The sequence below is a fragment of the Streptomyces sp. NPDC052721 genome, from assembly GCF_040678315.1.
GTDB lineage: Bacteria > Actinomycetota > Actinomycetes > Streptomycetales > Streptomycetaceae > Streptomyces.
Genome location: NZ_JBFATL010000026.1, coordinates 81,192 through 104,702, shown reverse-complemented (window position 1 = coordinate 104,702; position 23,511 = coordinate 81,192). Strand labels below are relative to the sequence as shown.

Below are 23,511 nucleotides of genomic sequence, written 5' to 3'. Positions count from 1 at the left end.
CGTGTGTAGCTTTGGGCGTCGGTCTGAGACCCTGATGCTGAGCAGTAGCTTTTGGACACCGGAAGGACGGTCGTGCACATCGTCATCATGGGCTGCGGAAGAGTGGGTTCCGCTCTTGCCCAGACCCTGGAGCAACAGGGACACACGGTCGCCGTGATCGACCAGGACCCCACCGCCTTCCGCCGGCTGGGCCCGGGATTCGGGGGCCGCCGGGTCACCGGCGTCGGCTTCGACCAGGACACCCTGCGCGAGGCGGGCATCGAGGAGGCGGGCGCCTTCGCCGCCGTCTCCAGCGGAGACAACTCCAACATCATCTCCGCGCGCGTGGCCCGTGAGATGTTCGGCGTCGAGAACGTGGCCGCCCGCATCTACGACCCCCGCCGCGCCGAGGTCTACCAGCGCCTGGGCATCCCCACCGTGGCCACGGTCCGCTGGACCGCCGACCAGATGCTGCGCCGGCTGCTGCCCTCCGGGGCCGAGCCGCTGTGGCGGGATCCCACCGGCGGGGTGCAGCTGGCCGAGGTGCACGCCTCCCCGAAGTGGGTCGGCCACAAGATCAGCAAGCTGCAGGAGGAGACGGGCGTCCGGGTGGCGTTCCTGACCCGCCTGGGCGAGGCGATCCTGCCCACCTCGCAGACGGTGCTGCAGGAGGGTGACCTCGTGCACGTGATGATGCGGACGGACGACGTGGACAAGGTCGAGGCGGCGTTCGCCGGTGGCCCGGAAGAGGAGGGCGGTCACTGATGAGGGTCGCCATTGCCGGGGCCGGCGCCGTCGGCCGCTCGATCGCGGGCGAGCTGCTGGAGAACGGCCACGAGGTCCTGCTGATCGACAAGGCGCCGACCGCCATCTCGGTCGAGCGCGTCCCGCAGGCGGAGTGGCTGCTCGCCGACGCCTGCGAGATCACCTCCCTGGACGAGGCGGCGTTGCAGCGCTGCAACGTCGTGATCGCCGCGACCGGCGACGACAAGGTGAACCTGGTCGTCTCGCTGCTCGCCAAGACGGAGTACGGCGTTCCGCGCGTCGTGGCCCGGGTGAACAACCCCAAGAACGAGTGGCTGTTCAACGAGGCCTGGGGCGTCGACGTCGCCGTCTCCACCCCGCGCCTGATGTCCGCCCTGGTCGAGGAGGCGGTGAGCGTCGGCGACCTGGTCCGGCTGCTCCGCTTCAGCCATGGCGACGCCAACCTCGTCGAGCTGACCCTGCCGGAGGAGTCGGCACTGGCCGGCACCCAGGTCGGGGACGTGCAGTGGCCGGAGGACACCTCCCTGGTCACGATCATCCGCGGCACCCGCGTGCTGACCCCCTCCAAGGAGGACTCCCTGGAGCCGGGTGACGAGCTCCTCTTCGTAGCCGCGCAGGCCCGGGAAGAGCAGCTGGAGGACCTGCTGTCGGTACGGCGGGAGGACTGACCGCACAAGACAGGGGCGCCCTTGGCGACAAGGGCGCCCTCCGTCGTCGTAAGCCCGCCAGCCCTCCCGGCGCAGCCTGCCTGGCCCGCCCGCCGGAGCCTGACCGGCCTCCTTGAGGAGCCCGCCTAACCCTCCCGCCGGTGCCGGCTCGGCCCTCCCGGCGGAGCCCGCCTGGCTCTCCTGGAGCAGCCCGCCCAGCCCTCCCACCGGAGCCTGACCGGCCCTCCTTGAGAAGCCCGCCTAACCCTCCCGCCGGTGCCGGCTCAGCCCTCCCGGCGGAGCCCGCCTAACCCTCCCGGCGGTGTCGGCTCAGCTCTCCCGGCGGTGCCGGCCGCCGGTCGCCTCGGCGGCGGCCTTCCTCTCCTCGGCCGCCTTCTCCTCCGCCTCCATCTCCGCGAACACGTCGATGGGCGCGGGCGCCTTCGCGAGGAAGACCCAGGTCAGCCACACCGCCAGCAGGAACGGCGGGATCTTCAGGATGACCAGGACCCAGCCGAGCTGCGTGGTGTCGGCCCACCAGTACAGCGGGAAGAGGATCGCGCACTTGGCGAGCAGGATCAGGCCCCAGGCCCAACTGGCCTTGGCGTACGCCTTCTTGCGGCCCGGGTTGCGGGTGCGCCAGGAGAGGTTCTCCTTGAAGATCGGGCCGAGGATGAGGCCGATCAGGGGCACACCGGCCAGGGTCGTGATGATGTAGGCCAGCGCCATGCCCAGCGTGTAGAGCATGCCGGGGAGGTAGAAGTCCTTGGCGTTGCCGGTGAACATCGCGAACACGACACCGAAGGCCACACCGAAGACACCGCTGAAGGCGTGCTTGACGGTGTCCTTCATCGCCAGCCGGACGACGACCAGGATCAGCGACAGGGCCAGCGCGGCGATCGCCGCCATGTGCAGGTTCTTGTTGACCGTGAAGATCGCGACGAAGAGCAGGCCCGGCAGGACCGTCTCGACCATGCCGCGGACCCCGCCGAAGGCCTCGAACAGCGCCGCCTCGGTCACCGCGCGGGCGTCGGCGGGCTGAGTCTGGTCGGTGTCTTGGGTCGGCTTGTCGAGGGACGTCACCGGCTACTCCCGTCCGAGGGGTCGCAGTTCGTATTTCGGGTTGAACAGCACCCGGCGGCCCCGGCTCATCGAGATCCGGCCCGATGCGATCAGCTTGCGCCCCGGTTCTATCCCCACGATGGAGCGCCTGCCGAGCCACACCACGTCCAGCGCGGCGGAGCCGTCGAACAGCTCGGCCTCCAGGGCCGGGACTCCGGCGCGCGGCCGCAGGGTGACCGTGCGCAAGGTACCAGTTACGGTGACGATCTGCCGGTCGTGACAGTCACCGATCTTCGTACACCCGGCCGTCTCCGCGTCCTCGCGCAGCTCCTCGGACTCCAGGTCCTCCTGCGACGAGGAGAGCCGGTCGAGCATGCGCCGGAACCGGCCGGCCGGCTTTTCGGAACGAGGAACAGCAGTCATACCTGAAGCGTACCGGGGTGCGCCGACAGGGCCGTAGCGCAGCTCACTTCCGCAGCGCGGCTCGTCTCCGGGGCGCGGGGCGTCTCCGGGGCGCGGGGCGTCTGCGTGCCCCGGTTCATGTCTCGAACCGGTATCCCATCCCCGGCTCGGTGATGAAGTGCTTCGGGTGCGACGGGTCCGACTCCAGCTTCCGCCGCAGCTGGGCCATGTACACCCGCAGGTAGTTGGTCTCGGTCCCGTACGACGGCCCCCACACCTCCTGGAGCAGCTGCTTCTGGCTGACCAGCCGGCCGGTGTTGCGGACCAGCACCTCCAGCAGATGCCACTCGGTGGGGGTGAGCCGGACGTCCTTGCCGCCCCGGTTGACCTTCTTGGCGGCGAGGTCGACGGTGAAGCACTCGGTCTCCACGGTCGTCACGTCGTCCTCGCCCGGCCCGGTAGGCTCCGCCCGGCGGACGGCGGCCCGCAGCCGGGCCAGCAGCTCGTCCATGCCGAACGGCTTGGTCACGTAGTCGTCGGCGCCCGCGTCCAGCGCCTCGACCTTCTCGTCGGAGGAATGGCGGGCGGACAGCACCAGGATCGGCACCCGGGTCCAGCCGCGCAGCCCCCTGATCACCTCGACGCCGTCCATGTCGGGCAGACCGAGGTCGAGGACGACCACGTCGGGGTGGCGGGAGGCGGCGAGTTCGAGCGCGGTCCTGCCGTCGGGGGCCGCGTCGACGTCGTACTTGCGCGCCTTGAGGTTGATCACGAGGGCGCGCACGATCTGCGGCTCGTCGTCGACCACGAGCACCCTCGTGGGGGTCAGGGGGGACCCCCCAGCCGGGCTCACCATGTGGACTGCCTTTCCGGTTCGGTACGGGACTGCCCGGCAGGGAGCTGCTCGGGACGCGGTCCTGCCGCGCGCAGGCTCAGCACCATGGTGAGCCCGCCGCCCGGTGTGTCCTCGGCGGTGAGGGTGCCGCCCATGGCCTCGGCGAAGCCCCGGGCGACCGCGAGGCCGAGCCCGACGCCGGCGCCGCGCGGAGCGTCACCGTACCGCTGGAAGGGCTCGAAGATGCGGTCCTTGGCCTCGTCCGGTACGCCCGGGCCGCGGTCCACCACGCGTATCTCCACGCGGTCGGCGATGGCGCTCGCGGCCACCAGGACCCGCCGTCCGCGCGAGCTGTACTTGACGGCGTTCTCCACCAGGTTGGCCACCGACCGCTCCAGCAGCCCGGGGTCGACGGCGACCATGGGCAGCGACTCGGGCACGTCCAGCTCCACGCTGTCCTCGGGTACGCCGCCGAGCGCCATCGGGACGACCTCGTCGACGTCGATCTCGCGGATCAGCGGGGTGACCGTGCCGGTCTGGAGGCGGGACATGTCCAGGAGGTTGCCCACGAGGTGGTCGAGCCGGTCGGCGCCCTCCTCGATGCCCTCCAGCAGCTCCGCCTGGTCCTCCTCGGACCAGGCGACGTCGTCGGAGCGCAGGGAGGACACGGCGGCCTTGATGCCGGCCAGCGGGGTGCGCAGGTCGTGGCTGACGGCGGCCAGCAGGGCGGTGCGGATGCGGTTGCCCTCGGCGAGCGTGCGGGCCCGGTCGGCCTCCTCCTTCAGGCGCCTGCGGTCGAGCACGACGGCGGCCTGGGCGGCGAACGCGGCGAGCACCCGGCGGTCCGCCGCGGGCAGCACCCGACCGGTGAGCGCGAGCGCCATGTGGTCGCCGACGGGCATGTCCACGTCGGCGTCCTCGGGCCGCTCCAGCGGCGGCCCGAAGCCGGCGCGGCCCGCGCACGTCCAGGGCGCCACGTCGCTCGCGCGTTCCAGCAGGGCGGCCGACTCCATGGCGAAGGTCTCGCGGACCCGCTCCAGCAGCTCCTCCAGGCTCGTCTCGCCGCGCAGCACGTTTCCGGCGAGGAAGGAGAGGATCTCGGACTCGGCGCGCAGCCGGGCGGCCTGGTGGGTGCGCCGGGCGGCGAGGTCGACCACCGAGGCGACCGCCATCCCCACCCCGAAGAAGATCGCGATGGCGACGATGTTCCTGGGGTCGGCGACGGTCAGCCGGTGCAGCGGCGGGGTGTAGAAGTAGTTCAGCAGCAGCGAGCCGAAGGCCGCCGAGGCCAGCGCGGGCAGCAGACCGCCGAGCAGGGCCGCCGCGACGGTGACGGCCAGGAACAGCAGCATGTCGTTGGCGAGGCCGAGGTCGACGGTGTTCAGCAGCACCGCGAGGATCGCGGGACCGGCCAGACCGACCGCCCAGCCCCAGATGATCCGGGCCCGCCCGAGCCGGCCGCCCCGGGCCACGGGCAGTCCCCGGCCCCTGGCGACCTCTTCGTGGGTGACGATGTGCACGTCCAGGTCGGGGCCGGAGTCCCGGGCGACCGTGGCGCCGACGCCGGGCCCGAAGACGTACTGCCAGGCCTTGCGGCGGGAGGAGCCGAGCACGATCTGGGTGGCGTTCACGCCGCGGGCGAAGTCGAGGAGGGCGGCCGGGACGTCGTCGCCGACCACATGGTGGAACGTTCCGCCGAGGTCCTCGACCAGGGTGCGCTGGACGGCCAGCTCCTTCGGGGAGGCCGACGACAGCCCGTCGCTGCGGGCGATGTAGACGGCCATGACCTCGCCGCCCGCGCCCTTCTCGGCGAGCCGGGCGGCCCGGCGGATCAGCGTGCGCCCCTCGGGGCCGCCGGTCAGGCCCACCACGATCCGCTCCCGCGAGCCCCATATCGTCGAGACCCGGTGCTCGCTGCGGTACGCGTTCAGGTACGCGTCGACCCGGTCGGCCACCCACAGCAGGGCCAGCTCGCGCAGGGCGGTGAGGTTGCCGGGGCGGAAGTAGTTGGAGAGGGCCGCGTCGACCTTGTCCGGCTGGTAGATGTTGCCGTGGGCCATGCGGCGGCGCAGGGCCTGCGGGGACATGTCGACCAGCTCGATGTCGTCGGCCCGCCGTACGACCTCGTCCGGGACGGTCTCCTGCTGCCGCACCCCCGTGATCGACTCGACCACGTCACCGAGTGACTCCAGATGCTGGATGTTGACGGTGGAGATCACGTCGATGCCGGCGGCCAGCAGCTCCTCCACGTCCTGCCAGCGCTTGGCGTTGCGGGAGCCGGGGATGTTGGTGTGGGCCAGCTCGTCCACGAGGGCGACGGCGGGCGCCCGCCGCAGGACGGCGTCCACGTCCATCTCACCGAAGACGGCACACCGGTACTCCAGCTGCCTGCGCGGCACCTGCTCCAGACCGTGCAGCATCACCTCGGTGCGCGGCCGGCCGTGGCTCTCGACCAGCGCGGCCACGCAGTCGGTGCCCCGCTCGACCCGGCGGTGCGCCTCGGCGAGCATGGCGTAGGTCTTGCCCACGCCCGGTGCCGCACCGAGGTAGATCCGAAGCTTGCCGCGTGCCATGGCCACCATTGTCTTCCCGTGCCTGTCGCCTACGCAGCGTCGACCCTACGGCCCACGATCAGGACGAACGGGGCGGGGAGCGGGCGCAGCGGGCAACTTTTGACGGAACCCTGATGAGGCCATCGCCGGGCCCCGCGGCTCAGTGCTCGGTGATCTCCCCGTCGCGCAGCTCCAGCACCCGGTCGGCCAGGTCCAGCAGGGTCGCGTCGTGCGTGGCGACCAGCGCCGTGACCCGCTCGCTGTGGACGACGGCCCGCAGCAGCTCCATGACGGCGTGCCCGGTCTCGGCGTCGAGCTGGCCGGTGGGCTCGTCGGCGATGAGCAGGGCGGGCCGGTTGGCGAGGGCCCGCGCGATGGCGACCCGCTGCTGCTGGCCGCCGGACAGCTCACCGGGCCGCTGGGCCGCGTGCCCGGCGAGGCCCACGAGGGAGAGCAGCAGTTCGACCCGCTCCTCGCGCTCACGCGGGTCGGCACGGCGCAGCCGGAGTGGTACGCCGACGTTCTCGGCGGCGCTGAGGATCGGGATGAGCCCGAACGACTGGAACACGAACCCGACCCGGTCCCGCCGCAGCCGCAGCAACGCGCTCTCACCGAGCTGGGCGAGATCCCGGCCCTCCACCTCGACACGGCCCCGGTCGGGGACGTCCAGCCCGCCGACGATGTTCAGCAGGGTGGTCTTGCCGGAGCCGGAACGCCCTTTCAGGGCGACGAGTTCCCCCCGGGGCACCTCGAAGGACACCCCGCGCAACGCGTGCACGGCGGCGGCCCCCACGCCGTACGACTTGTGCACACCCTCGACCCGCACCATGGTCTCGGTGACCACGTGGCTCATGTCCCCTCCCCCGTCGACCGAGCATCAGTATCACCGGTCGGGCAGCGCCCCGTAAGGGGCGCGGGGAACTGCGCGAGCGACCACGACGGACCCGCACCCGGCAACGGCCGGGCATCCCGACGGCGCGCCCGCAAGAGAACGGACCGCACCCCCTCAGAGGCACGGCCCGTGTACCGCTGCTGAAGCCGTCAGCGGACCTCGGTGATCTCGGGGCCCCGCTGCAACTGCCCCATCCCCCCGGAGAACCGCGAGCCCTCCTCCTGCTGGACCCCCTCGGGGACCATCTGCGCGTCGTTCGGCAGCTTGAGGACGATCGGGTCGCGCGGGGCCATCGGACCCTCGCCACGGACCACGACGGTGTCGCGGAAGATCTGCTCCAGCAGCCCGGCGGCCTGCGGCTGCACCGCGCCCTGGCCGGAGATCACCCCGCGCAGGAACCAGCGCGGGCCGTCCACGCCGACGAACCGGACGACCTGGAAGCCGCCGGTGCCGTCCGGCAGCTGAACCGGCACCTGCGCGCGCAGCTCCCAGCCCAGCGGGCCCTCGATCTCGTCGACGATGCCACCCTGCTGGGTGATGCCGGACGCGATCTCCTCGCGGACCTCGCCCCAGATGCCCTCTCGCTTGGGCGCGGCGAACGCTTGAAGCTGGATGGCGCTGTCGCGCAGCACGACGGTCGCGGCGACGATGGCGTCACCGGCGACCTCGACCCGCAGCTCCATGCCGTCGACGCCCGGTACGAACAGACCGCCGAGGTCCACGCGGCCCTCGGCCGGGTCGCGCACCTCGCTGCTGTCCCACGGCCCGTCGGGCCGGGGCCCGGGCTCCAGCCGGACGCGCTCGCGCTCGGCCTCCTCCTCGTCCGCCTCGGTGTCGACGCTGTCGACGACCTGCTCGGCCTCGCCGGCCGCGTCCTCGGCGGCACCCTTCTTCTTGCGACGTCCGAACACGTCACTGTCCTTCCCGGTCGGATACGACCGAAGCGTATCGATTCCCACCCGTCGGACCGCCCTCGGCGGCCTGACCGCTTGTGCCGCTCTCGCCGCCCACCGCGGCATGGCCACCGGTGGACCCGAAGCCCCCCTCGGCCCGCGCCGAGCCGGGAAGTTCCGCGACCTCCTGGAAGCGGACCCTCTCGACCTGCTGGACGACCAGTTGGGCGATCCGGTCGAAGCGCTCGAACCGCACGCTCGCGCGCGGGTCGAGATTCACCACGATCACCTTGATCTCCCCACGGTACCCGGCATCAACCGTCCCCGGGGCATTCACGAGGGCGACACCGCAGCGGGCGGCGAGGCCGGAACGCGGATGCACGAAGGCCGCGTACCCCTCGGGCAGGGCGATCGACACACCCGTGGGCAGGACGGCCCGTTCTCCGGGTGCCAGCTCGCACGCCTCGGTGGTGCGCAGATCGGCTCCGGCGTCCCCGGGATGCTCGTAGGCCGGAAGCGGTACGTCCGCATCTACACGCCGGATGAGGACGTTCAGCGGGTCTCGGCTCACGGGTTCACCTCGAAGGCGCGGGTGCGCCGGATCCGGTCCGGGTCGGTCATGGCGGCCTGGATCTCCGCCGGGCGGCCGTGGTCGATGAAGTGGTCCACCTTGACCTCGATGAAGAGGGCGTCGGCGCGGACCGCCACCGGCCCGTCGGGGCCGCCGATGCGCCCGGTGGCGGTGGAGTAGATCTTCCGCCCGGCGACGGCGGTGACCTCGGCCTCCAGGTACAGCGTGGTGCCGACGGGCACCGGCCGCACGAAGTCGGTCTCCAGCCGTCCGGTGACGGCGATCGTGCGCAGCAGCCAGTTCAGCGAGCCGAGGGTCTCGTCCAGGGCCGTGGCGAGCACTCCGCCGTGCGCGAGGCCCGGGGCGCCCTGGTGGGCGGGCTGCACGGTGAACTCCGCGGTCAGCGAGACGCCCTCGCCGGCGCGGGCCTCCAGGTGCAGTCCGTGCGGCTGCCCGGGGCCGCACCCGAAACAGTGTGCGTAGTGGGCACCGAGGAGTTCCCCGGGCGCGGGCGCGTCGGGGTGCCGTACCGGTTTCCCCGCGTCGGCGGGAGGCTGAAGAGCTGCGGAACTACCACTCACAGCCGCAGACCTTACCCGCCCGCCCGTCACCCACCACCGCCCTGCTCGACAGCGCCTCGCGCTGAACGCCCCGACTCCGGCGGTGTGCGGTTCCCGTGCCAAGCTTGGCTTCATGCAGCTCTCCGCCACCCCGTACGAAGAACGCCTCACCGCCCCCCGCTCATGGTGGCTGATCAGCTTCCTGGTGGGCGTCTCGTTCGCCCTGATCCTGCTGCCCTTCGGCACCCTGCCGCTGCTCGGCGGCCTGGTCGGCGGTACGGCCGCGGCGGCGGTGGTGGCCAGCGCCTACGGCTCCCCGCGCATCCGGGTCGTGGGCGACTCCCTGATCGCGGGCGAGGCGAAGATCCCGGTGGCGGCGCTGGGCGAGGCGGAGATCCTGGACGCGGAGGAGGCCCGCGCCTGGCGGACGTACAAGGCCGACACCCGGGCGTTCCTGCTGCTGCGCGCCTACATCCCGACGGCGCTGCGCGTGGCGGTCACGGACCCGCAGGACCCGACGCCGTATCTGTACCTGTCGACGCGGGAGCCGGAGAAGCTGGCCGCGGCGATCGAGGCGGCGCGCAAGGCACACGCCTAGAGTTCGCCGGGCAGTTCGCGCGGTCCCAGCGGTTTCGCCGGCTTCTCCAGCGGCGGCAGCTCCGGCAGCTCGTCCCAGGGAACCTGGATCTTGCGCAGGTCGGCCCGGATGCGGGCCGCGAGTCTCTTGGTGTCCCGGCGGTTCATGACCGCCCCGACCGTGGCCCCGACCATGAACGGCATCAGGTTGGGCAGGTCGCGGACCATCCGCTTCATGATCTGCCGGCGCAGTTCGCGCTTCATCCGGCCGCCCAGGGCCGTGTCGTACGTCGACGGCTTCATCACGTCGATCCCGCGCTCCTGCGACCAGGAGGACAGATACGCGGCGGTGCGGGTCCTGAGGTTCCCGGGCGGGCGTACGCCGTAGACCTCGTGCAGTTCGGCGATGAGCTTCAGCTCGATCGCGGCGACCCCGGTGATCTCCGCGGCCAGCTCGGTGGGCATGGCCGGCGGCACCGGCAGCATGGCCGCGGCTCCGATCCCGGCTCCGACCGTCGAGGTGCCCGCCGCCGCGCCCGCCACGAGCTTGTCGGCGAGTTCCTCGGGTCCGAGGCCGGGGAACTGCTCGCGCAGGGTCGCGAGGTCGCGTACGGGGATGCGCGGGGCGATCTCGATGATGCGGTCGGCGAGGTGCCCCAGCCCCTCGCGAGCCCGGCTGCCGCCCTTACGGGCGCCTTCGCGGGCCAGATCCCGGGCCTTCTCGCGGATCACCGCCGCCCGGCGCCGGGCGACGGGTGAGGGGTGCCGCGCCGACGCGGGCAGGTTCTCCCGGTCGGACGCCGGTCCGAGCGGGGCTCCCGCTCCCGGGGAGCCCCGCTCGTCGTCACGCGCGCCGTGCGGGCCGTCGGTCGGCCCTTGGTCCGCTTTCCGCAGGGGGAAGCGGCGCTTCCGGGGAGGGGTCGAGCCAGACACGGCCGACCCGTCCTCAGTCGCAGTCGCGGCAGATCGGCTGGCCGTTCTTCTCCCTGGCCAGCTGGCTGCGGTGGTGCACCAGGAAGCAGCTCATGCAGGTGAACTCGTCCTGCTGCTTCGGCAGCACCCGGACGGCCAGCTCCTCGTTCGAGAGGTCGGCGCCGGGCAGTTCGAGGCCCTCGGCGGCCTCGAACTCGTCGACGTCCACCGACGAGGTGGACTTGTCGTTCCGCCGGGCCTTCAGCTCTTCAAGGCTGTCCGAGTCGACGTCGTCGTCGGTCTTGCGTGGAGTGTCGTAATCGGTTGCCATATCGCTCTCCCCCTCTGGGTGTCTGCGGTGTCTCCAGCGCACGTAACGCGTGAGAGGCCGGACTTGTGCCCGACCTGAGGCGGAGATTTTGCCTCACATCAAGGTCTGTTACTCAATCGACACCCAACCCGACCTCTCAAGAGTGATCGGCTTGGATGGCGGTGAGGACCGTACACGGTTCGAATGCCGCACCTCAAAGGCGCCTCACCGTGTACTTCCCGTGATCAAGAGCCCTGAAAACCCGGACTTTCCCGGCTTTCCACCTTCTGTCATGATCACCCTATGTACATGGCCGGAAATCCGCCCATGTGATCGATCACACAGGAAGAACCATGTACGGCGGTCCAAAAATTCCGCGCGAAGCGAACATCCTCCGCGCGTGTCAGTCCTGATCACAGCGGCAGCGTGACGCGCATCACCAGACCACCGCCCTCCCGGGGCTGAGCCAGAATGTGACCGCCGTGCGCGCGGGCCACGGACCGGGCGATGGACAGGCCGAGGCCCACCCCCTTGTCACTGCCCGTCCGCTCGGTGCGCAACCGCCTGAAGGGCTCGAAGAGGTTGTCGATCTCGTACGCCGGCACGACCGGCCCGGTGTTCGTGACGGTCAGCACCGCCTGCCCGTGCTGGATGTCGGTGTCCACCTCGACCCAGCCGTCCTCCGGCACGTTGTACCGCACGGCGTTCTGGACGAGGTTCAGCGCGATCCGCTCCAGCAGCACGCCGTTGCCCTGCACCACGGCGGGCTTGCGCTCACCGCGGATCTTCACGCCCTTGGCATCCGCCTCGGCGTGCACCTGGTCGATGGCCTGCGTGGCGACCTCGGCCAGGTCGACCGGCTTGCGCTCGACGATCTGGTTGTCACTGCGGGCGAGCAGCAGCAGCCCCTCGACCAGCTGTTCGCTGCGCTCGTTGGTGGCGAGCAGGGTCTTGCCGAGCTGCTGGAGTTCCATCGGCGCGTTCGGATCCGACAGGTGCACTTCGAGGAGCGTGCGGTTGATCGCGAGTGGGGTGCGCAGCTCGTGCGAGGCGTTGCCGACGAAGCGCTGCTGGGCGGTGAAGGCCCGCTCCAGCCGCTCCAGCATGTCGTCGAAGGTGTCGGCCAGCTCCTTCAGCTCGTCGTCCGGGCCGTCCAGCTCGATCCGGCGGGACAGGTCCGAGCCGGCGACCTGGCGGGCGGTGCGGGTGATCCGGCCGAGCGGGGACAGCACACGGCCGGCCATCGCGTAGCCGAAGGCGAAGGCGATCACGGCGAGGCCCAGCAGCGCGAGCAGGGAGCGGCTGAGCAGGTTGTCCAGGGCCGCCTGACGCTGCTGGTCCACGCAGTGGGCGATGGCCTCGTTGAAGTCCGACAGCGGCACCGGGCCGGAGTTGATCGCGGTGACCGCGGGACAGTTGTCGCTGGTGACCTTGATCGCCGAACCACTGACGATCTTGAACAGCGGCTGGTTGCCGGTGCTGATCGCCTGTGCGGCGAGCAGATAGATGATCGACAGCAGCAGGATGCCGGCGATCAGGAACATGCCGCCGTAGAGCAGCGTCAGCCGTATGCGGATGGTGGGGCGCAGCCACGGGAAGGGCGGCTGCGGCCTTCTGGGGTCCCAGGTGGGCTTCGGGGGCGCCTGGGGCGGCGCGGGTGTCGTGGCCACAGGGATCAGATCCGGTAGCCGGAGCCGGGGACGGTGACGATGACGGGCGGCTCGCCCAGCTTGCGGCGCAGGGTCATCACCGTCACGCGCACCACGTTGGTGAACGGGTCGGTGTTCTCGTCCCAGGCCTTCTCCAGCAGCTGCTCCGCCGAGACGACCGCGCCCTCGCTGCGCATCAGCACCTCCAGCACCGCGAACTCCTTGGGCGCGAGCTGGACCTCCTTGCCGTCGCGGAAGACCTCGCGGCGGTTGGGGTCGAGCTTGATGCCGGCGCGCTCCAGGACCGGCGGCAGCGGCACGCTGGTGCGGCGCCCGAGGGCACGGACGCGCGCGATCAGCTCGCTGAACGCGAACGGCTTGGGCAGATAGTCGTCGGCGCCGATCTCCAGGCCCTCGACGCGGTCGCTGACGTCGCCGGAGGCGGTGAGCATGAGCACGCGCGTGGGCATGCCCAGCTCGACGATCTTGCGGCAGACGTCGTCGCCGTGAACGAGCGGGAGGTCGCGGTCGAGGACGACCACGTCGTAGTCGTTGACGCCGATGCGCTCCAGGGCGGCCGCACCGTCGTACACGACGTCGACGGCCATGGCCTCCCGGCGCAGTCCGGTGGCCACCGCATCGGCGAGCAGCTGCTCGTCCTCGACGACGAGTACGCGCACGTCGCTTGTCCTTCCTGTGTCCACCCGCGAGGACGCGCCGTGGGCGCGTGCGGGCAGGGGTGTCCGTGGGTGTGACCCCCATCCTGCCCTTTTCGGCCATAAGTCGGCTGTAAGGCGGCCTCCGGACCGCAGGCACGGGGGTCCGGGGGCGGGAATACGAGAAATTCTCCTCCGGTTGAGGTTTCCGCGGAGGCGAGCGGGGGGAGGACGGCTTTACACCCCGCGATCACGCTCTGCATGTGCCGCAGCACCATGCGGTACTTCGGCCTCCGCTTCGCAGAGCGGGCGTGGGTGTCCGGCACCGTCGCCGCCCGGCCGGGCAGCGCTGGGCACCTGCGAGAGACGTGATCGCCCCTTCCCTACGGCACACCTCCGTGCCACCGACCCACGACCCTGGACGAGGGGGCGCAGCATGGACGCTTTCACCGCAGGACTTCTGCAGCGCATAAAGGCGACCGAGTCCGACCTGTCGCGGGCTCGTGACGAGGGCGACGACTTCCTCGTCGAGGTGGAGCAGGCAGAGCTCGACGACCTGCGCCGCCTCGCCGCCGAACACGGTGTGGAGGTCGGCGCGTCACGCGTCTGATCGGCCCGGAAGCGCAAGGAGGGACCCCGGCGAATCCAGCGCCGGGGTCCCTTCGCGTGCCCGCCTTCCGGTCAGTCGTGCCAGGCGCCGAAGTCCTCCAGCAGCCGCTGAAGGGGCTCGAAGACGCCCGGCGACCCGGCCACGGTCAGATCCCGCGACGGCCGCTCCCCGGGCCGCCCGCCGGTCAGCGCGCCGGCCTCCCGGGCGATCAGGTCCCCGGCCGCGAAGTCCCACGCGTTGAGCCCCCGCTCGTAGTACCCGTCGAGCCGGCCGCAGGCCACGTCGCACAGGTCCACCGCCGCCGAGCCGCCGCGCCGGATGTCCCGCAGCCTGGGGATCAGCCGGGCGGCGATCTCGGCCTGGTGGGTGCGGACCTCGGTGACGTAGTTGAAGCCGGTGGAGACCAGGGCCTCCTCCAGCGGGGGCGCGGGGCGGCAGGCGAGCGCGCGCTCGCCCTGCCACGCCCCCGTGGCCCACGCGCCGCCGCCCCGCACCGCGTGGTACGTCTCACCGCGCATCGGAGCCGCGACGACCCCGACGACGGTCTCTCCGTCCCGCTCGGCGGCGATGGACACCGCCCAGGTCGGCAGGCCGTACAGGTAGTTGACGGTGCCGTCCAGGGGGTCGATCACCCAGCGGATGCCGCTGGTGCCCTCGACGGAGGCGCCCTCCTCGCCGAGGAAGCCGTCGTCGGGGCGCTGTCCGGAGATCAGATCGGTGATCAGCTTCTCCGCCGCGATGTCCATCTCGGTGACGACGTCGATGGGGCTGGACTTGGTCTTCGCCACGGCCAGGTCGGCGGGGCGGCCGTCGCGCAGCAGCTCGCCGGCGCGGCGGGCGGCCTCCTGGGCCAGTTCGAGCAGGTCCCGGTGCAGGGCGTCGGTCACGGGTCTCCTCACGTGTAGGGGCTGTCGGCGCCCGCGGCGGCGGGGCGCGGGGCGCGGGCCGGGCAGCAGCCGACCGGGCAGACGTGGTGGCTGGGGCCGAGCGCGCCCAGGGCGCAGGGGGTGACCTCCTGGCCGCGCTCCACGGCGGCCCGCTCCACGATCAGCTCGCGGACGGCCGCGGCGAACCGCGGGTCGGCGCCCACGGTGGCCGAGCGGCGCACCGGCAGGCCCAGTTCCTCGGCCTTGGCCTTCGCCTCGGTGTCGAGGTCGTAGAGGACCTCCATGTGGTCGGAGACGAAGCCGATGGGGGCCATGACGACGGCCGGGACACCGGCGGCGTGCCGCTCCTCCAGGTGGTCGCAGATGTCCGGCTCCAGCCAGGGGATGTGCGGGGCGCCGGAACGCGACTGGTAGACGAGCTGCCAGGGGTGGTCGACGCCGGTGCGCTCGCGGACGGCGTCGGCGATCAGCTGGGCCACGTCCAGGTGCTGCTCGACGTAGGCACCGCCCTCGCCGTGGGCCTCGGCGGGGCCGGAGGTGTCGGCGGCGGAGGCCGGGATGGAGTGGGTGGTGAAGGCGATGTGGGCGCCCGCACGGACGTCCTCGGGGAGGTCGGCGAGGGAGCGCAGCACGCCGTCGATCATGGGTTCGACGAAGCCGGGGTGGTTGAAGTAGTGCCGCAGCTTGTCGATCCTCGGCAGCTCCAGGCCCTCGGCCTCAAGGGCGGCCAGCGCGTCGGCGAGGTTCTCCCGGTACTGGCGGCAGCCCGAGTAGGAGGCGTAGGCGCTGGTGGCGAGGACCAGGATGCGGCGACGGCCGTCGGCGGCCATCTCGCGCAGGGTGTCCGTCAGGTACGGCGCCCAGTTGCGGTTGCCCCAGTAGACCGGCAGGTCCAGGCCGTGGTCGGCGAAGTCCTTGCGCAGGGCGTCCAGCAGGGCGCGGTTCTGGGCGTTGATGGGGCTGACCCCGCCGAACAGGAAGTAGTGCTGCCCGACCTCCTTGAGGCGTTCCTTGGGGATGCCGCGCCCGCGCGTGACGTTCTCCAGGAACGGGACCACGTCCTCCGGGCCTTCGGGGCCGCCGAAGGAGAGCAGGAGCAGGGCGTCGTACGGGGTGGGATCGAGCGCGTCTGGCATGAGTCGATCCTGCCACCCGGTACTGACAGCGGGGAAACAGCGGGGTGAAGAGTCGGCTTCCCATCGGTTTGGGGCGGTTTCTCCGGGTGTCATATCGGGTGCGTTGAGGGTCCCCTGACTCGTAAGCTGTATCAGCCGCGTTGGCGCCTTACCGAGCCGCTTCGGAGACCACGTGCCCAGCCCCTACAGAGCCCTGTTCGCCGAGCCCGGCACCAAGGCCTTCTCCGCCGCGGGATTCCTCGGGCGGATGCCGCTGTCGATGATGGGCATCGGCGTCGTCACGATGGTCTCCCAGCTCACCGGGCGGTACGGCCTCGCGGGCGCCCTGTCGGCCACCGTCGCGCTGTCCGCCGCCGCGATCGGGCCGCGGATCTCCCGGCTGGTGGACCGGCACGGGCAGCGCCGGGTGCTGCGTCCCGCGACCCTGGTGGCCCTGCTCGCGGCGGCCGGGCTGCTGCTCGCCGCCCACTTCCGGTGGCCGGACTGGGTGCTGTTCGTCTGCGCGGCCGGGATCGGCTCGGTGCCGAGTCTGGGCGCGATGATCCGGGCCCGCTGGGCCGCGCTGTACCGGGGCACCCCGAAGCTGCACACCGCCTACTCGTTCGAGTCGGTCGTGGACGAGGTGTGCTTCATCTTCGGGCCGATCATCTCCATCGGCCTGTCCACGGCCTGGTTCCCGGAGGCCGGCCCCCTGCTCGCCGCCTGCTTCCTGGCGGCCGGCGTCTGCTGGCTGACCGCCCAGCGCGCCACCGAGCCGGCACCGCATCCGCGCGAGCGGCACGGCGGCGGCAGCGCCCTGCGCGCGGCGGGGCTGAAGGTGCTGGTGGCGACCTTCGTGGCGACCGGCGCGATCTTCGGAGCCGTGGACGTGGTCACCGTCGCCTTCGCCGACGAGCGCGGCCACAAGGGCGCCGCGAGCGTGGTCCTGGCGCTGTACGCGGCCGGTTCCTGTGTGGCGGGGGTGGTCTTCGGGCTGCTGCGCCTCAGCGGTGCGCCGGAACGTCGCTGGTTGCTGGGCGTGGCGGCGATGGCCGTGAGTATGATCCCCCTCCTACTGGTCGGAAACTTGCCGCTTCTGGCCGTGGCGCTGTTCGTTGCGGGGCTGTCCATCGCACCGACGATGATCACGACGATGTCCCTCATCGAAGAGCACGTACCGCGCGCGCAGCTCACCGAGGGCATGACCTGGGTGAGCACCGGCCTCGCCGTCGGCATCGCGGTCGGCTCCTCCGTGGCCGGCTGGGTGATCGACGCGGCCGGAGCACGGGCCGGGTACGGGGTTCCGGCCGTGTCCGGGGCCGTCGCGGTCGCGGTCGGTTTCCTCGGGTACCGCCGGCTGCGCAGGCCGGCCTCGGGTCGGGGAGGCACCGTTGAGCAGCACAGCGAGCGGGAAGAACGGCACCTGGCGTAACTGGGGCGGCAATGTCTCCGCCCGGCCCGCCCGGCAGGTCACGCCGGCCTCGGTGGAGGAGCTGGCCGGTGCGGTGCGCCGGGCCCGGGAGGACGGCCTGAGGGTGAAGGCGGTCGGCACCGGGCACTCCTTCACCTCGATCGCCGCCACCGACGGTGTGTTGATACGCCCTCAACTGTTGACTGGTATACGCACCATCGACCGGGCGTCCATGACGGTCACGGTGGAGGCGGGCACCCCGCTCAAGAGACTCAACGCCGCTCTCGCGCGTGAGGGCCTCTCGCTCACCAACATGGGCGACATCATGGAGCAGACCGTCTCCGGGGCCACCAGCACCGGCACGCACGGCACCGGCCGCGCCTCGGGCTCCATCGCCGCGCAGATCAAGGCACTGGAACTGGTCACGGCCGACGGCTCGGTGCTCACCTGTTCCGAGAAGGAGAACCCGGAGGTCTTCGCGGCGGCCCGCATCGGCCTCGGCGCCCTGGGCGTCGTCACCGCGATCACCTTCGCCGTGGAGCCGCTCTTCCTGCTCACCGCGCGCGAGGAACCCATGCCCTTCGAGCGGGTCCTCGCCGAGTTCGATCAGCTGTGGGCCGAGAACGAGCACTTCGAGTTCTACTGGTTCCCGCACACCGGCAACACCAACACCAAGCGGAACAACCGCAGCGCCGGCCCCGAGCAGCCGGTGGGACAGCTCGCGGGCTGGTTCGAGGACGAGTTCCTCTCCAACGGCGTCTTCCAGGTGGCCCAGTGGGTCGGCCGCGCGGTCCCGGCGACCGTTCCGGCGATCGCGCAGATCTCCAGCAGGGCCCTGTCCGCGCGGACGTACACGGACATCCCTTACAAGGTCTTCACCTCACCGCGCCGGGTGCGCTTCGTGGAGATGGAGTACGCCGTCCCGCGCGCGGCCCTGGTGGAGACGCTGCGCGAAGTGAGGGCCATGGTCGACCGCTCCGGGCTGCGCGTCAGCTTCCCGGTCGAGGTGCGCACCGCCCCGGCCGACGACATCACCCTGTCCACCGCCTCCGGCCGGGACAGCGCCTACATCGCCGTGCACATGTCCCGGGGCACGCCGTACCAGGCGTACTTCACGGCCGCCGAGCGGATCTTCACCGCGCACGAGGGGCGCCCGCACTGGGGCAAGGTGCACACGCGGGACGCGGAGTACTTCGCCCGGGTGTACCCGCGCTTCGGCGAGTTCACGGCGCTGCGGGATCGTCTGGACCCGGACCGGCTGTTCCAGAACGACTATCTGCGGAGGGTTCTGGGGGCGTAGGCGTCGTGGCGGACGCGCTGGGCGCAGTGGGCGTGGGGGCCGGGGTGGCCGGGTCGCCGCTCGGTTCCCCGCTCCGGGCGGAGTCCGGCTGCCCGGCCGGCTGCCCGCTGGGTGAGCCGCCGGGCTCCGGGGGCGTGCCGCGGCTCGTACCACCGCCGGTGGGCGGCGTGCGCTCCGGGGACGGGGTGCCCGAAGGGGCGGGTGCCTCACCGGACTTGGCGCCGGAGGAGCCCCGTCCGGTGACGGCGTCGCTCACCGTCGTCCCCGTACCGCCGCTGAAGCTGTTCCCGGAGACCAGCTCGTACGCCGTGATACCGGCCAGCGTGACCCCGAAGACCAGGGCGGCGGCGACCAGCGGGCGGCGCCGGCTCCTGGCCCGTGCGCGGTAGACGGTCCCCTCGGTGAACTCGCCCGGCGGCGGGGACGTCTGCCGCTCCTGTGCCCGCGTTTCCCGCTCCTCCTGCGGCCGGGCCGCCACCGCGGTCTTCTCCCGGAGCTGCTCCCCGGTCCGCTTGAAGAAGTGCTGGAAGAGCGAGCCGCCGCAGGTGGCGACGACGCTGACGACGCCGGCGCCGAGGATCGTGCCGTACACCCCGAAGTACGAAGCCAGTTTGGCCGCCACCACCGCCGCCAGGGCGCTGCCCGCGACCTGGGGGACGCTCAGGTCGATCCGCTTCCGACCCGTGTCGGGCGTCTCACGCATACCCGGAACTTGCCTGCCTTTCCCGTACCTCACGGAGCACTTGCCGCAGTTGCCGACATTGGTCGGCCGACTGCACGAGAAGGGGACGTACGGACGAAACCATTAGTTCCGTTTCTGGCGATTGCGTGAAGTTCGCCACGTTCATGATCCACAAAACCGGTTGCGGACGGTCAAGTCGCACCCCTTGCCAGAAGTTGGGCGGCGCGCCAATCCACGCACGTGGTCCAAATGGAGTACTGTTGCGAGCCCTGGGTCCGGTCTCCCACCAGGGTGCCCGCGACCTTGCAGGATCGCCGGGAGGGGGCTAGTTGCACAGGGTGACGGAGTTGGTCACTTAGCGTTGCGAACAGGTAACCGTGCCATAACGGCGATCCCGGGCCCGCGCCCGACACGCCGGGCAACTCGGCAAGGTTGTGGCAGGCTGCACCCGGGCAGGCCACACTCGACTAGCGGAAGCAGCGACGCACGTGACGTCGGCAGGCACCACCCGGGAGGTCCCCATGCCCGAACTGCGTGTCGTGGCCGTCTCGAATGACGGCACACGGCTGGTGCTGAAGGCTGCCGACTCTACGGAGTACACGCTTCCGATCGACGAACGGCTGCGCGCCGCCGTCCGCGGCGACCGGCCTCGCCTCGGCCAGATCGAGATCGAGGTCGAGAGCCATCTGCGCCCGCGGGACATCCAGGCCCGGATAAGAGCAGGTGCCACGGCGGAGGAGGTCGCGCAGCTCGCCGGCATCCCCGTCGACCGGGTACGGCGCTTCGAGGGTCCGGTGCTGGCCGAGCGCGCCTTCATGGCCGAGCGGGCCCGCAAGACCCCGGTCCGCCGCCCCGGCGAGAACTCCGGCCCGCTGCTCGGCGAGGCCGTGCAGGAGCGGCTGCTGCTGCGCGGTGCCGAGAAGGACACCGTGCAGTGGGACTCCTGGCGCCGCGACGACGGCACTTGGGAAGTGCTCCTCGTCTACCGGGTCGCGGGCGAACCGCACTCGGCGAGCTGGACGTACGACCCGCCCCGGCGACTCGTCCAGGCCGTCGACGACGAGGCGCGCTCGCTGATCGGCGAGTCCGACGACCTCGCCGTGCCGGAGCCGAGCTTCCCGTTCGTCCCGCGGATCGCCCGGCTGCCGCGCGAGCGCTCCATGGACCGCGCTCTCGACCGGAGCGACCGCGAGCGGCCCAGCCTGCCGGCGCAGTCGTCCGAGCCGGCCGAGGAGAGCACGGGCGAACGCGACTCGCTGACCAGCCTGCTGGAGGCCGTGCCGAGCTTCCGGGGCGACCTGGTGGTCCCGGAACGCCCGTCGGAGGCCTCGGAGGAGCCTGAGGAGGAGCCCGCCGCCGAGGAGCCGCCGGCGCCCGCCGCGTCCGCCGGCTCGGCCTACGCGGACGTCCTCATGCCGCGCTCCGTCGGCAGCCACCGCGACCGGCTCATCGGCGCGACCGACCGCCAGGCCGAGGCCGACGGTGTCCGCCCCGGTCGTCGCGCCGCCGTACCGAGCTGGGACGAGATCGTGTTCGGCACGCGCCGCAAGAAGCAGGAGTAGGACTGTCGTACGGACAGGAGGGGGCACGCGCGCGTGCCCCCTCTTCCGGCTGCCCGGTTACTGCGGATCCGCCCCCACCGCCACCGGCCGGGACGGGTCCGCGGACCACTCGGACCAGGAACCGACGTACAGGGCCGCCGGAATGCCCGCCACCGCCAGCGCGAGGACCTCGTGGGCGGCGGAGACGCCCGAACCGCAGTACACGCCCACTTCGGTGTCCTCGGACACCCCCAGGGCCTTGAAGCGGTCCCTCAGTTCCGCCGCGGGCAGGAAGCGGCCGTCCGGGCCCACGTTCTCCGTCGTCGGCGCCGACACCGCGCCCGGGATGTGCCCGCCGACCCGGTCGATCGGCTCCACCTCACCCCGGTACCGCTCACCCGCGCGCGCGTCCAGCAGCACACCCGTGCGGGCCAGGGCCGCGGCACCGTCCGCGTCCAGCAGTCCAGCCGCGCCCGGCGCCGGCTCGAAGTCGCCCTCTTCCGGCACCGGCGTCCCGGTGGACAGCTCGCCCTCCCAGGACGGCAACCCGCCGTCGAGCACCCGCACGTCCGGGTGACCCGTCCAGCGCAGCAACCACCACGCGCGCGCGGCGGCCCAGCCCTGCCCGCCGTCGTACACGACGACCGGCCGGCCCGCCGACACGCCCGCGCGGCGCATCGCGGCACCGAACTCCGCCAGGCCGGGCAGCGGGTGCCGGCCGTGTGTGCCGGGCGCGGCGGCCAGCTCCCGGTCCAGGTCGACGAAGACCGCGCCGGGGAGGTGGCCGGCCGCGTACTCGGCCCGGCCGTCGAAGGCCGGAGCGCCCGGCGCCTTCGCCGTGGTCAGCTGCCAGCGCACGTCCAGCAGTACCGGCGGGTTGCCGCCGGTCAGCTCGTGTGCGAGTTCGGATGCGGTGATGATGGCTGTCATGGCGTCCATCCATACGCCAGGGGTGGCCGCGGCGTCCAGGTCCGGCTACTCTGCTCGGCCGGACCCACTCGATCACCCGGCGTACGTGATCGAGCACGTGCTGTACAGCCGACGGACACCCGCCGGCCATCGTCAGGAAGCGGCGGAAGACGGCAGATCGGGCATCCTCCCGGAGTACGGCCGAGCGGGCGGTACGGCCCCCGGCACCGCGGAGGATGCGGGCACCGGCACGGGCGTACGCGCCAGCGGCGTGGACACCGTTTCCGGGCAGCGGAAGCGAGACGGCCACCACGAGGGGCCGGGGAGAGAGTGATCGATGACCGAGGCACGGGAGTCGGCCGGTCCGCACGCGCGGCGCGTGCCCGGCACGCCCTGCTGGGTGAGCCTGATGGTGCACGCGCTGGACGCCACCGAGGAGTTCTACGGTGAGCTGTTCGGCTGGGAGTTCCTGCCGGGCCCGCAGCAGCTCGGACCCTATGTGCGGGCGCTGCTGGACGGGCGGGAGGTCGCCGGCATGGGCCAGCTGCCGCCGGACCGCCGGCTGCCGGTCGCCTGGACGCCGTACTTCGCCTCGGACGACGTGGACCAGACCGCGGACACCGTACGGTTGTGCGGCGGCACGCTGGCCGTCGGGCCGCTGGACGCGGCGGAGGCCGGGCGGATGGCGATCGCCTCCGATCCCTCCGGGGCGGTGTTCGGGATCTGGCAGGACTCCGCGTATCTCGGCACGTCGGTCACCGGCGTACCCGGCACGCCCGTCTGGAACGAACTGGTCACCTTCGAGACCGAGAGCGTCGCCAAGTTCTACAGGAGTGTGTTCGGCTACGAGGAGGAGCCGGTGGTCTCCGCCGACTTCGACTATCTGACCCTGCGCCTCGACGGCCGTCCGGTGGCCGGGCTGCACGGCGTGGGCCACGGCCTGCCCCCGGACCGGGGGCCGTACTGGGAGACGTACTTCGAGGTCGCCGACCTCGCCGAGACGCTGCGGCAGGTCACCGGCCTGGGCGGCCGGATCCTCAAGCCGGCCCACGACGGCCCGCACGGGCGGCTGGCGACGGTGGCGGACCCGGAGGGCGCCGAGTTCTCGGTGGTCCAGGAGCCGCGCTGAGACTCAGGGGGTTCCGGAGGACGGGACGGGCAGCACGTCCGGGGACAGGGCCGCCGCGCGGGCCGTCGCCGCGGTCATCCGGCGCCGGTGGTGGCGCCGGCACAGCACCTCGTAGCCGACCTGGCCCGCGGACTGGTTGACATCGCCGACGACCACCTGGGCGCCCTCGACCACCATCTCACCGTCTATCGTGCGGGCGTTGTGCGTGGCGCGGGCGCCGCACCAGCACAGCGCCTCCACCTGGAGCACCTCGATCCGGTCGGCCAGCTCCACCAGCCGCTGGGAGCCGGGGAACAGCTTGGAGCGGAAGTCGGTGGTGATGCCGAAGGCGAACACGTCCAGGCCGAGATCGTCCACCACGCGCGCGAGCTGGTCGATCTGCTCGGGCGCGAGGAACTGCGCCTCGTCCGCGATCACATAGTCGGCCCGGCCGCCCCGCGAGAGATGGTCCACGAGATAGGCGTACAGGTCCTGGCCGTCCTCGACCTCCACCGCGTCGGTGACCAGGCCCAGCCGGGAGGAGAGCTTGCCCTCGCCGGCGCGGTCGTCCCGGGTGAAGATCATGCCGGCCAGGCCGCGCGCGGAGCGGTTGTGCTCGATCTGCAGAGCCAGCGTCGACTTCCCGCAGTCCATCGTTCCGGAGAAGAACACCAGCTCGGGCATGAG

Annotated in this window: 25 protein-coding genes; 8 read left to right on the top strand and 17 right to left on the bottom strand. The window is 72.0% G+C overall.

Annotation, left to right across the window (positions count from 1 at the left end; all coding sequences use genetic code 11):
• Window positions 1–72 precede the first annotated feature (72 nt).
• Both AB0L21_RS24175 and AB0L21_RS24170 read left to right on the top strand, forming a co-directional pair.
• Window positions 73–744 carry a TrkA family potassium uptake protein gene (locus AB0L21_RS24175; RefSeq protein WP_014675526.1) on the top strand — a complete coding sequence of 224 codons (672 nt, stop codon included), beginning with the start codon at window positions 73–75 and terminating at the stop codon, window positions 742–744.
• Window positions 744–1,412, top strand: a complete 669-nt coding sequence (locus AB0L21_RS24170; RefSeq protein ID WP_014675525.1) for a TrkA family potassium uptake protein — start codon at window positions 744–746, stop codon at window positions 1,410–1,412. The genes AB0L21_RS24175 and AB0L21_RS24170 overlap by 1 nt, the downstream gene beginning before the upstream one ends.
• A gap of 309 nt (window positions 1,413–1,721) precedes the next feature.
• Here AB0L21_RS24170 and AB0L21_RS24165 read toward each other — a convergent pair whose 3' ends face one another.
• From AB0L21_RS24165 to AB0L21_RS24130, 8 genes are all read right to left on the bottom strand, one after another.
• Window positions 1,722–2,474 carry a DUF3159 domain-containing protein gene (locus tag AB0L21_RS24165; RefSeq protein WP_365705730.1) on the bottom strand — a complete coding sequence of 251 codons (753 nt, stop codon included), beginning with the start codon at window positions 2,472–2,474 and terminating at the stop codon, window positions 1,722–1,724.
• Window positions 2,475–2,477: 3 nt separating this feature from the next.
• Entirely contained in the window at window positions 2,478–2,876 is a 399-nt protein-coding gene (locus tag AB0L21_RS24160) for an OB-fold nucleic acid binding domain-containing protein (protein ID WP_078629620.1), read from the bottom strand.
• A gap of 115 nt (window positions 2,877–2,991) precedes the next feature.
• A complete protein-coding gene (locus AB0L21_RS24155) occupies window positions 2,992–3,711 on the bottom strand; it encodes a response regulator (RefSeq protein WP_365705728.1) in 720 nt (239 codons plus the stop codon).
• Complete coding sequence (locus AB0L21_RS24150) at window positions 3,705–6,263, bottom strand: sensor histidine kinase KdpD (RefSeq protein WP_365786303.1); 2,559 nt, start codon at window positions 6,261–6,263, stop codon at window positions 3,705–3,707. Before AB0L21_RS24150 ends, AB0L21_RS24155 begins: the two co-directional genes overlap by 7 nt.
• A gap of 139 nt (window positions 6,264–6,402) precedes the next feature.
• Window positions 6,403–7,095 carry an ABC transporter ATP-binding protein gene (locus AB0L21_RS24145; RefSeq protein ID WP_365786301.1) on the bottom strand — a complete coding sequence of 231 codons (693 nt, stop codon included), beginning with the start codon at window positions 7,093–7,095 and terminating at the stop codon, window positions 6,403–6,405.
• Between the two features lie 188 nt (window positions 7,096–7,283).
• Window positions 7,284–8,045: a DUF3710 domain-containing protein gene (locus tag AB0L21_RS24140; RefSeq protein WP_365705722.1), complete on the bottom strand. Its 762-nt coding sequence runs from the start codon at window positions 8,043–8,045 to the stop codon at window positions 7,284–7,286.
• 1 nt (window position 8,046) lies between these two features.
• A complete protein-coding gene (gene dut, locus AB0L21_RS24135; protein WP_365786299.1) occupies window positions 8,047–8,598 on the bottom strand; it encodes a dUTP diphosphatase in 552 nt (183 codons plus the stop codon).
• Complete coding sequence (locus tag AB0L21_RS24130; protein ID WP_365705718.1) at window positions 8,595–9,179, bottom strand: PaaI family thioesterase; 585 nt, start codon at window positions 9,177–9,179, stop codon at window positions 8,595–8,597. Before AB0L21_RS24130 ends, dut begins: the two co-directional genes overlap by 4 nt.
• A 112-nt stretch (window positions 9,180–9,291) precedes the next feature.
• Here AB0L21_RS24130 and AB0L21_RS24125 point away from each other — a divergent pair, with 112 nt between their 5' ends.
• Complete coding sequence (locus AB0L21_RS24125; protein WP_365786297.1) at window positions 9,292–9,756, top strand: DUF3093 domain-containing protein; 465 nt, start codon at window positions 9,292–9,294, stop codon at window positions 9,754–9,756.
• Here the strand turns inward: AB0L21_RS24125 and AB0L21_RS24120 are convergent.
• The 4 genes from AB0L21_RS24120 to AB0L21_RS24105 all read right to left on the bottom strand — a co-directional run bounded on the left by AB0L21_RS24120 (window position 9,753) and on the right by AB0L21_RS24105 (window position 13,285).
• Entirely contained in the window at window positions 9,753–10,667 is a 915-nt protein-coding gene (locus AB0L21_RS24120; RefSeq protein WP_365705714.1) for a hypothetical protein, read from the bottom strand. The genes AB0L21_RS24125 and AB0L21_RS24120 overlap by 4 nt on opposite strands.
• 13 nt (window positions 10,668–10,680) lie before the next feature.
• Window positions 10,681–10,977 (bottom strand): DUF4193 domain-containing protein, encoded by a 297-nt coding sequence (locus AB0L21_RS24115; RefSeq protein WP_003997302.1) that lies wholly within the window; start codon window positions 10,975–10,977, stop codon window positions 10,681–10,683.
• 392 nt (window positions 10,978–11,369) lie between these two features.
• The gene (locus AB0L21_RS24110; protein ID WP_365705712.1) at window positions 11,370–12,626 is read right to left on the bottom strand and encodes a HAMP domain-containing sensor histidine kinase; all 1,257 of its coding nucleotides are present in this window, start codon (window positions 12,624–12,626) and stop codon (window positions 11,370–11,372) included.
• 5 nt (window positions 12,627–12,631) lie between these two features.
• Window positions 12,632–13,285 (bottom strand): response regulator transcription factor, encoded by a 654-nt coding sequence (locus AB0L21_RS24105; protein ID WP_003993508.1) that lies wholly within the window; start codon window positions 13,283–13,285, stop codon window positions 12,632–12,634.
• A gap of 412 nt (window positions 13,286–13,697) precedes the next feature.
• Between AB0L21_RS24105 and AB0L21_RS24100 the strand changes: the two genes are divergently transcribed.
• Window positions 13,698–13,871 carry a hypothetical protein gene (locus tag AB0L21_RS24100; RefSeq protein WP_167381439.1) on the top strand — a complete coding sequence of 58 codons (174 nt, stop codon included), beginning with the start codon at window positions 13,698–13,700 and terminating at the stop codon, window positions 13,869–13,871.
• 71 nt (window positions 13,872–13,942) lie between these two features.
• Here AB0L21_RS24100 and AB0L21_RS24095 read toward each other — a convergent pair whose 3' ends face one another.
• Together AB0L21_RS24095 and AB0L21_RS24090 are read right to left on the bottom strand one after the other, a co-directional pair.
• Window positions 13,943–14,758, bottom strand: coding sequence for an inositol monophosphatase family protein (locus AB0L21_RS24095; protein ID WP_365705709.1), 816 nt, complete (start codon window positions 14,756–14,758; stop codon window positions 13,943–13,945).
• A gap of 8 nt (window positions 14,759–14,766) precedes the next feature.
• Window positions 14,767–15,894 (bottom strand): ferrochelatase, encoded by a 1,128-nt coding sequence (locus AB0L21_RS24090; RefSeq protein ID WP_365786295.1) that lies wholly within the window; start codon window positions 15,892–15,894, stop codon window positions 14,767–14,769.
• 172 nt (window positions 15,895–16,066) lie between these two features.
• Here AB0L21_RS24090 and AB0L21_RS24085 point away from each other — a divergent pair, with 172 nt between their 5' ends.
• Window positions 16,067–17,305, top strand: a complete 1,239-nt coding sequence (locus AB0L21_RS24085) for an MFS transporter (RefSeq protein ID WP_365705704.1) — start codon at window positions 16,067–16,069, stop codon at window positions 17,303–17,305.
• Window positions 17,265–18,584, top strand: a complete 1,320-nt coding sequence (locus AB0L21_RS24080; RefSeq protein ID WP_365786293.1) for a D-arabinono-1,4-lactone oxidase — start codon at window positions 17,265–17,267, stop codon at window positions 18,582–18,584. The genes AB0L21_RS24085 and AB0L21_RS24080 overlap by 41 nt, the downstream gene beginning before the upstream one ends.
• Here the strand turns inward: AB0L21_RS24080 and AB0L21_RS24075 are convergent.
• Window positions 18,508–19,287, bottom strand: a complete 780-nt coding sequence (locus AB0L21_RS24075) for a hypothetical protein (protein WP_365786291.1) — start codon at window positions 19,285–19,287, stop codon at window positions 18,508–18,510. The two genes, AB0L21_RS24080 and AB0L21_RS24075, sit on opposite strands and share 77 nt — an antisense overlap.
• A 500-nt stretch (window positions 19,288–19,787) precedes the next feature.
• Here AB0L21_RS24075 and sepH point away from each other — a divergent pair, with 500 nt between their 5' ends.
• On the top strand, window positions 19,788–20,828 hold the full coding sequence (gene sepH, locus AB0L21_RS24070) for a septation protein SepH (protein WP_365786289.1): 1,041 nt from the start codon (window positions 19,788–19,790) through the stop codon (window positions 20,826–20,828).
• A 57-nt stretch (window positions 20,829–20,885) separates the two neighbouring features.
• On the opposite strand, the gene AB0L21_RS24065 is transcribed toward sepH, so the two are convergent.
• A complete protein-coding gene (locus tag AB0L21_RS24065; protein WP_365705693.1) occupies window positions 20,886–21,737 on the bottom strand; it encodes a sulfurtransferase in 852 nt (283 codons plus the stop codon).
• 316 nt (window positions 21,738–22,053) lie between these two features.
• Between AB0L21_RS24065 and AB0L21_RS24060 the strand changes: the two genes are divergently transcribed.
• Entirely contained in the window at window positions 22,054–22,845 is a 792-nt protein-coding gene (locus AB0L21_RS24060) for a VOC family protein (RefSeq protein WP_365786287.1), read from the top strand.
• Window positions 22,846–22,848: 3 nt separating this feature from the next.
• Here AB0L21_RS24060 and AB0L21_RS24055 read toward each other — a convergent pair whose 3' ends face one another.
• Window positions 22,849–23,508, bottom strand: a complete 660-nt coding sequence (locus AB0L21_RS24055; protein WP_365705689.1) for a thymidine kinase — start codon at window positions 23,506–23,508, stop codon at window positions 22,849–22,851.
• Window positions 23,509–23,511 lie beyond the last annotated feature (3 nt).